General features: G+C 44.6%; 7 protein-coding genes. 4 read left to right on the forward strand and 3 right to left on the reverse strand.

Annotation, left to right across the window (positions count from 1 at the left end):
* Positions 1–22: 22 nt before the first annotated feature.
* The 3 genes from ACQEXR_RS13555 to ACQEXR_RS13565 form a co-directional block, all read right to left on the reverse strand.
* Positions 23–715, reverse strand: a complete 693-nt coding sequence (locus ACQEXR_RS13555) for an L-ribulose-5-phosphate 4-epimerase (protein ID WP_138971584.1) — start codon at positions 713–715, stop codon at positions 23–25.
* A gap of 9 nt (positions 716–724) precedes the next feature.
* Positions 725–1201 carry a PTS sugar transporter subunit IIA gene (locus tag ACQEXR_RS13560; RefSeq protein ID WP_138971585.1) on the reverse strand — a complete coding sequence of 159 codons (477 nt, stop codon included), beginning with the start codon at positions 1199–1201 and terminating at the stop codon, positions 725–727.
* A gap of 78 nt (positions 1202–1279) precedes the next feature.
* On the reverse strand, positions 1280–3040 hold the full coding sequence (locus tag ACQEXR_RS13565; RefSeq protein WP_426951815.1) for a PTS ascorbate-specific subunit IIBC: 1761 nt from the start codon (positions 3038–3040) through the stop codon (positions 1280–1282).
* Between the two features lie 364 nt (positions 3041–3404).
* On the opposite strand from ACQEXR_RS13565, the gene ulaR reads away from it, so the two are divergent.
* The 4 genes from ulaR (at position 3405) to ACQEXR_RS13585 (ending at position 7512) form a co-directional block, all read left to right on the forward strand.
* Entirely contained in the window at positions 3405–4160 is a 756-nt protein-coding gene (gene ulaR / locus ACQEXR_RS13570) for an HTH-type transcriptional regulator UlaR (protein WP_138971587.1), read from the forward strand.
* A 112-nt stretch (positions 4161–4272) separates the two neighbouring features.
* Positions 4273–5340 carry an L-ascorbate 6-phosphate lactonase gene (gene ulaG, locus ACQEXR_RS13575; protein ID WP_138971588.1) on the forward strand — a complete coding sequence of 356 codons (1068 nt, stop codon included), beginning with the start codon at positions 4273–4275 and terminating at the stop codon, positions 5338–5340.
* Between the two features lie 140 nt (positions 5341–5480).
* Positions 5481–6728: a leucine-rich repeat-containing protein kinase family protein gene (locus ACQEXR_RS13580; RefSeq protein WP_427020538.1), complete on the forward strand. Its 1248-nt coding sequence runs from the start codon at positions 5481–5483 to the stop codon at positions 6726–6728.
* A gap of 265 nt (positions 6729–6993) precedes the next feature.
* Entirely contained in the window at positions 6994–7512 is a 519-nt protein-coding gene (locus ACQEXR_RS13585; protein WP_138972011.1) for an Hcp family type VI secretion system effector, read from the forward strand.
* Positions 7513–7736: the final 224 nt, after the last annotated feature.

Below are 7736 nucleotides of genomic sequence, written 5' to 3' on the forward strand. Positions count from 1 at the left end.
AGTCTCCTCGCAACAAAAAGGGTTAACGCTGGCCGTAATAAGCGTTATCGCCATGTTTACGTAAGTAATGCTTATCAGATAACTCAGGCTGTATCTTGATTCCGCTGTTTAATGAGCGAGTCGCCAAAGCCATCGCTGAAATTTCTTCCAGAACAACGGCATTGTGCACGGCATCATCCGAGTTCTTACCCCATGAAAATGGTGCATGTCCTGCCACTATCACGCTTGGAACCGCCATAGGTTTGATACCGCGCTTTTCAAACTCTTCGATGATAACTAGCCCAGTATTTTGCTCATAAGCTCCGGCAATTTCGTCATGAGATAACTTACGAGTGCAAGGGATATCACCGTAGAAGTAATCCGCATGAGTGGTGCCTAAAGCGGGGATATCAATCCCTGCTTGCGCCCAGATAGTCGCACTACGTGAGTGAGTGTGTACTACGCCACCAACTTCTTGAAATGCTTTATAGATCTCGATATGTGTTGCGGTATCACTCGATGGTTTTAACCTTCCCTCGACCACCTTGCCTTGCAGATCAACCACAACCATGTCATCAGCTGTCATTGCGTCATATTCAACCCCCGAGGGCTTGATAGCGATAACGCCGAGTTGGCGATCGATTTCAGATACATTGCCCCAAGTGAAAGTGACTAGACCATATTTAGGCAGCTTAAGGTTAGCTTGCAAAACACGTTGCTTGAGTGCGCTATACATACTTTCTCCTTAGACCAATTCCGCAAGAGCTTGATCAATAACGTTAAACACATCGGTCTTAGTACGGCAACGACGTAACTTGTTTAGGTCTACCCCGGTTTCGGACTCTTCATCATCAAGTACACTAGTCACTTCCATTAACCCTTCCATATGCTGATTAGAACAACTACCTGCTAAGGTAATCAGTACATCAACGGGTTCTTCCTCACCATCAAACAACACTGGCTGTTCAAGAGTAACGAGGGCAAATGCGGTTCTAATCACCCCGTCTTCAGGGCGGGCATGAGGCAGTGCTAAGTTTGGCGCTATACAAATGTATGGACCAAGTTTCTCAACACTGTCGATGATGGCTTGATGATAACTTGGCAAAATTGCGCCTGAGGCAATCAACATGTCCGTACCGATAGCGATAGCCTCACGCCAATTGGCTGCACTGGCATGCAGTTTGATTGAGTTATTGTCGATTAGTGATTGCTTAAAACCCATGGTTCTATCTCCAATGGAGTGCCAGCGATAACTGGCACTTAATTATTGTTATTAGATACTTGCCTATTGATTGACAGGCTACTTAGCTTGGACAAAGTTCTTATTGATGATGTCGAGTAGCTCGTCACCAAAAGAGTTTGGATTGAGCATATTTTGTACTCCGAGTACAAACTTGCCCTCTCCAGGTTCCATTTCTGCCGATAGATGCTTTGAAGAAACAATGATGTCTGTCGATGCCAACTTTGACTTGTAGTCAGATACCGCACACGAGTCCATCACATGAGGGATACCTTTTTTCTCCAAGTACTTGCCTATTTTCATTTTCATCATCATCGACGAACCCTGACCATTTCCACATACCGCAAGAATGCTCACCGGACGCACACCATCACTCACTTTGAGTGCTTGCTCGACGGCTTCGATAACTTCAGGCTCTTCACATACCGTCACCACGCCTTGAGCATCTTCTTCCGCACGCAATTGCTTAGCAGCAAAGAACATGTACACGCCAGACAGAGCCAATAGAACAAAGAAGAACATTCCAGATGCTGAGAGGCCTTGCATAATTGGCGGGAATACCAAAGCCCAGTCAGCCATACCCATCCAGCCACTAAATTCAGTACCTTGTTGGCTAAATAGGTGAATAGCCCATGCACTACCTAACACCTCAATGATGCCCATCACAAAACAGATCTTCATCACCGCTCGCCAGCCACCAAAGTGATTGGCAAACACACCAATTGTGGCATTAGAGAAAAACATCGGAATAAATCCAGGAATGATCATAATGGGTGCATCAAATGCCAACATTGCCAGAACTGCAGCAAATTGGCCTAAAGCCCCCCACATAAAACCAAATACCATTGCGTTAGGAGAAAAAGCGTAAATCGCCGCACAATCGATTGCTAATACGGCATTAGGAATAACGCGCTCAGAGATCCCTTTAAATGCCTCCGAAAGTTCGGCAACAAACATACGAACACCAGCAACAATCACTTGAATCGCGACCGCAAACTTAAGACCAGTTTCGAGAATATAAATAGACCAGTGGGTTGAACCCGCCATCTGTTGAAGATTATCCAAACCAAATGAAAGTAAGATAATGCCAAAGAATACCGTCATGACGATGGCCGTTGCCGCAATACTGTCATGGAAAATGTGGAGCCATTTAGGCAACTCAAGATGGTCAACACTGTCTTTTTTGTCGCCCAGTTTTGGCGCAATTTTTGTCGCAATCCAAGAAGCAAACTGCTGTTGGTGACCAATTGAGAAACCCGCACCACCAGTAACTTCTTCTGTCGGTTTAAACATGATGTTGGAAGATATCGCCCAGTAGAGTGCCATCAATACCGCTGAGTAAATGATGGTTTCCCACATGCTCGCGCCAAGAATAAAGTAGAACACGGCAATCAAACCCGCTTGCTGAAACATAATGTGGCCAGTCAGCATGATTGTGCGTATACCCGTATAGCGACGGAGAAGGACAAGAAGAATGTTGATACCCAGCGCAAGAATAACCGCATACCCCACCCAAGAGTAGTTGTCGCCCATGGTTTCCATGGTCGCCATCATTGAGGTGTATGGGTCAATAACCGAGCCAGTTAAACCATGATATTCAGATAGTTTTGAAATCACGGGTTTAAAGCCAGCAACCAGAGTGCCCGCACCGACTTGAACAAGCATAAAGCCGACAACGGTTTTGATTGATCCTTTGATGATAGTAGTGGCATCACGTCTAAGCAGCCAATAGCCAATCAATGTCACTAAGCCCAGCAATAGCGGAGCCTTGGTCATCACTTGGCTGTAAAAAATATAGAAGATGTCGTATAAGAACTCCATATCTTTACCCCTAATAGTCTTTGTATTTTTATTTGGTTTGTAGGACAGGGCGCTTCCATTTGTAGGTAGTGAAATACGCCCTCTTTTGCTCACGGATTAAACTTTAACAATCAAAAGTAATCATTCAATGCTCATTTGTGATTATTTTGATTTTTATCAATTTTGCCTCTCACTTGTGGCTATTTTTGGGTAGCTTGTCACACAGAATTCAGCAAAAAACTTATAAATCAATAGGTTATGTAATATTGTGATTTATAGCATGTTTTTGTTTCACGCCCATTTGACATTCAAAGCGGTGATTATTAGAATCAAAAAAAATCACAAGCAATCACCAAGTAATCACAAACTTGAACAGGTGATAACAATGAATGAAGTACAAAGACACAACGGCATATTGTCGTTATTAGAAGAAAACCACACCATCAATGTTTCACATATCATTGATAGTTTTAATGTTTCTCCTGCGACTGCCCGTCGCGACATTTCAAAACTGGATGAGCTAGGTAAGCTGCGTAAAATTCGCAACGGTGCAGAACGAATAGAAAATCAAAAGAAAAAATGGTCACCACTTAACATCAACAGCACTGACCACTACGAAGAGAAGTCCCTGATTGCACTGCGTGCAGCTGAGTTGTGTGACTCTGGAGATAGTGTCGTGATCAACTGTGGTTCGACCGCATTTTTACTCGGCCAAAAGTTATGTGGCAAAGATGTCCAAATCGTCACAAATTACTTTCCATTGGCGAGCTACCTGATCAATGAAGATCATGAGGACGTGATCATTATTGGGGGACAATACAACAAGGCACAAAACATCTTCCTTAACCCAGCTCCAGATTCATTGGGTAGCTACGCGGGTAATTGGATGTTCACCTCAGGCAAAGGACTGACCGATGCTGGGCTCTATAAAGCAGACATGCTAACCGCCGTGGCCGAGCAACAAATGCTCGAACAAATCGACAAACTGGTCGTGGTCGTTGATAGCTCTAAAGTGGGGCAAAGAACCGGAATGCTTTTCTGCCCAGCAAGTAAAATTGACATTGTCATCACTGGCAAAGATGCCAATCCAGATGTCGTCAAAGCGATAGAAGCCCGTGGTACGCAAGTCATTCTGGTTTAGAAAATAAGTAGATAAATAACAAACACTTAGTTCAGCGTCTCAACTGCCTGTTAAGACGCTTGGCTTCCTGCACCCTAAATTAATCCAATATCGTCAACTCAAAGGTACTGTTATGAGCAAAGTGAATGAAATAACCCGTGAATCTTGGATCTTAAATACCTTCCCAGAATGGGGAACATGGTTAAACGAAGAGATTGAAAACACAGTAGTCGAACCCGATACGTTTTCTATGTGGTGGCTTGGCTGTACAGGCATCTGGCTCAAAAGCGCAGGTAACACCAATATCTCCATCGATTTCTGGTGTGGCACAGGTAAAAAAACGCAAAAGAATGCGTTAATGAAAAATCAGCATCAAATGATGCGCATGGGCGGGGTTGAAGCACTCCAACCTAATTTGCGCACAGCTATCTTCCCGCTTGATCCCTTTGCTATCAAAGAAATCGATGCGGTACTCGCCTCCCACGACCATGCTGATCATATCGATATCAACGTCGCCGCTGCGGTGTTGCAAAACTGCCCTGAGCATGTGAAGTTTATTGGCCCACAAGCTTGTGTCGACTTATGGATCAGTTGGGGTGTACCCGAGCAGCGCTGCGTCGTGGCAAAAGTCGGCGATCTACTTCAAATCGGTGATCTCAAAATCCGAGTTTTGGACTCTTTTGATCGTACAGCACTGGTCACTCTTCCCGAAGGCACATCCTCTTACGACAAAAACATTTTAGATGGAATGGACAAAAGAGCGGTGAACTATTTAATTGAAACAACCGGAGGCTCCGTCTACCACTCAGGGGATTCACACTACTCGAATTACTATGCGGCGCATGGTAACGAATACCAAATCGATGTCGCTCTCCTTTCATACGGGGAAAACCCTCGTGGTGTAACGGATAAGATGACATCATCCGATATTCTTAGAGCTGCAGAGTCTCTCGATTGTGAGGTTGTGGTGCCATTCCACCATGATATCTGGGCTAACTTCCAAAATGATCCACGTGAAATTGAAGTATTGTGGAACATGAAGAAAGATCGCCTGCAATATCAATTTGCTCCATTCTTTTGGCAAGTCGGTGGCAAATACACCTACCCAACGGATAAAGGTCGTATGCACTACCAGCATTTCCGCGGCTTTAAAGACATCTTCAAAAACGAACCTGAACTGCCATTCAAAGCATTCTTGTAATTATCAGCACTACGCCAAGCCGAGTAACACTATACTCGGCTTTATCTGCTCAAAATTGCCCTCTTACCTCGCCTTTATACGTCTATCTGCGTAGAATACGCGCTCTCTTTTTCATTCCAGAGCACATAAAGGCAGCCAGTTTGCATACATTAGAACAACTTAAAAGCGGCGAATTAGCCGGTATTCAACGTCTTCAACTTCGCGAGCAGCTAACAGAGCTACCTCGAGAGATTTTAACTTTGGCTGACTCACTAGAAATTCTGGATGTGTCAGACAACCTTTTAAGTGATCTACCGCAGTGGCTAACTGAGTTAACGGGTTTAAAAATCCTTTTTGCGTCTAACAACCGATTCACACATTTACCTTTGATATTAGGTCAATGTAAGCAGCTCGAAATGGTTGGCTTCAAAAGCAATCAAATCGTCAGAGTTGCCGAGGATTCGTTACCAGAAAAACTGCGTTGGTTAATATTAACTGACAATCAAATTGTGCAGTTACCAGAATCTCTGGGCTATCGACCTCGTCTGCAAAAACTCGCGCTAGCCGGAAACATGATCAAGGAACTGCCATCCAGCTTTGGCAAGTTAAATAACCTCGAGTTAGTGCGCCTGTCGGCCAACCAGCTTGAGCAATTCCCTGATGTGCTGCTGCAACTGCCTAAACTGGCTTGGATGGCCTTTTCTGGTAACCCGTTTTGTGAACGACTATCTGATCAGCAGAGCGTTCCACAAGTCAGCTCCGACAGCTACAAGCTCAATCATGTTTTGGGACAAGGGGCTTCAGGCGTCATTTCTCATGCCAACTGGCTAAACTCCGACTTCGACTTCCCTACCAATGTGGCGGTGAAAGTATTCAAAGGTGAGGTGACCAGCGACGGCTACCCTTGTGACGAGCTACAAGCCTGCCTGCAAACTGGACATCACGATAATCTAGTCAAATCCATCGCTCAGGTTAGTGAGCAGGATTATCTGGCATTGGTGATGGAGTTAATCCCTGATGATTACTTTAATTTAGGCCTGCCACCGACTCTAGAAACCTGTACTCGTGACGTGTTCAAAGCTGACTTCACCCTTTCGGTGAAACAGATAGAAAAGATCGTCGATCAGATGCTGGATGTGTTTCATCATTTGCATGACAACCGAGTATGTCATGGCGATCTTTATGCACATAATGTACTGATCAACGAGCTTGGCGAGATGATCTTTGGTGACTTTGGCGCGGCTAGCGTTTACGACTACCTCAACGAAGCTCAACAGCGCGGCGTACGTAAGATTGAAGCTAGAGCATTTAGCCATTTCATCGATGATTTACTCTCTATATGTAAGCCGATTGATCATCAGACTGCCGTGTACAAGAGTTTGCGAAACCTCGCTTTAATTACAAGCTAAAGTGTCAAAAGATATAGCGCGATATTGTCGTCGCGTTGTAGCTTTAGTAAGTAACCATCGTTGGTAAATTAATCTTATTGGTACTATTCTTGCTTCCGGGCAACTTTTTGCTCGACCTGAGCAAGATCTTGCTCGATTCGAGCAAAAAGTTGCTCAGCTTGTATATTAACAAACGCTTAAATTGTTGAAATATATACATTTTCATTTTGGCACGCTTTTTGACTAAGAGTTAGTGTTATTACACACAACCTCTAAGGATTTTACTATGCCAACTCCATGTTATATTTCTATCGACGGTGAAACTCAGGGTCTGATCACGGCGGGCGCCTGTACGGCTGACTCTATCGGTGACTCTTATGTAGAAGGTCACGAAGACGAGATGCTGGTTCAGAAGTTTGACCACGTCATTTCGGTTCCGACCGATCCTCAATCTGGTCAACCTTCTGGTCAACGCGTCCATAAACCTTTCAAGTTTACTGTCACTCTCAACAAAGCCGTACCACTGCTGTACAACGCGCTTTCTTCTGGTGAGAAGATGAAGAACGTAGAGCTTAAATGGTACCGCACTTCTATCGAAGGCAAACAAGAGAACTTCTTCACCACTAAGCTAGAAAACGCGTCTATCGTCGATATCCAGTGTGAGATGCCACACTGTCAAGATCCGTCGATGTCCGACTTCACGCAAAATCTAACGGTCTCAATGTCGTACCGTAAGATCACTTGGGATCACGTCAACGCAGGTACGTCTGGTTCAGACGATTGGCGTAAACCTATCGAAGCTTAATCACTTTGATTTTCAGAGGCTTCCTACAGGAAGCCTCCTGAAAGCCTTAACCCCAAATTACCGTTGTCGCGGTAATTTGTATTTAAGGTTTTTGTGCTTGGTGTTAACGATAGGAGAGACGTATGGCGACATTGGCGTACACCATAGATATAGAAGGACTCGGCGATGATGCCTTGGTTGTGACTCAGTTCGATGGGCAAGAGTCCTTGTCTGCCAGCGTGTTT

The organism is Vibrio sp. TRT 2004, assembly GCF_050113735.1.
Classification (GTDB): Bacteria; Pseudomonadota; Gammaproteobacteria; order Enterobacterales; family Vibrionaceae; genus Vibrio.

Excerpts from the sequence above, each read along its gene's own strand:
- ACQEXR_RS13555 (WP_138971584.1), bottom strand. The coding sequence starts at position 715 with ATGTATAGCGCACTCAAGCAACGTGTTTTGCAAGCTAACCTTAAGCTG.
- ACQEXR_RS13560 (WP_138971585.1), bottom strand. The coding sequence starts at position 1,201 with ATGGGTTTTAAGCAATCACTAATCGACAATAACTCAATCAAACTGCAT.
- ACQEXR_RS13565 (WP_426951815.1), bottom strand. The coding sequence starts at position 3,040 with ATGGAGTTCTTATACGACATCTTCTATATTTTTTACAGCCAAGTGATG.
- ulaR (WP_138971587.1), top strand. The coding sequence starts at position 3,405 with ATGAATGAAGTACAAAGACACAACGGCATATTGTCGTTATTAGAAGAA.
- ulaG (WP_138971588.1), top strand. The coding sequence starts at position 4,273 with ATGAGCAAAGTGAATGAAATAACCCGTGAATCTTGGATCTTAAATACC.
- ACQEXR_RS13585 (WP_138972011.1), top strand. The coding sequence starts at position 6,994 with ATGCCAACTCCATGTTATATTTCTATCGACGGTGAAACTCAGGGTCTG.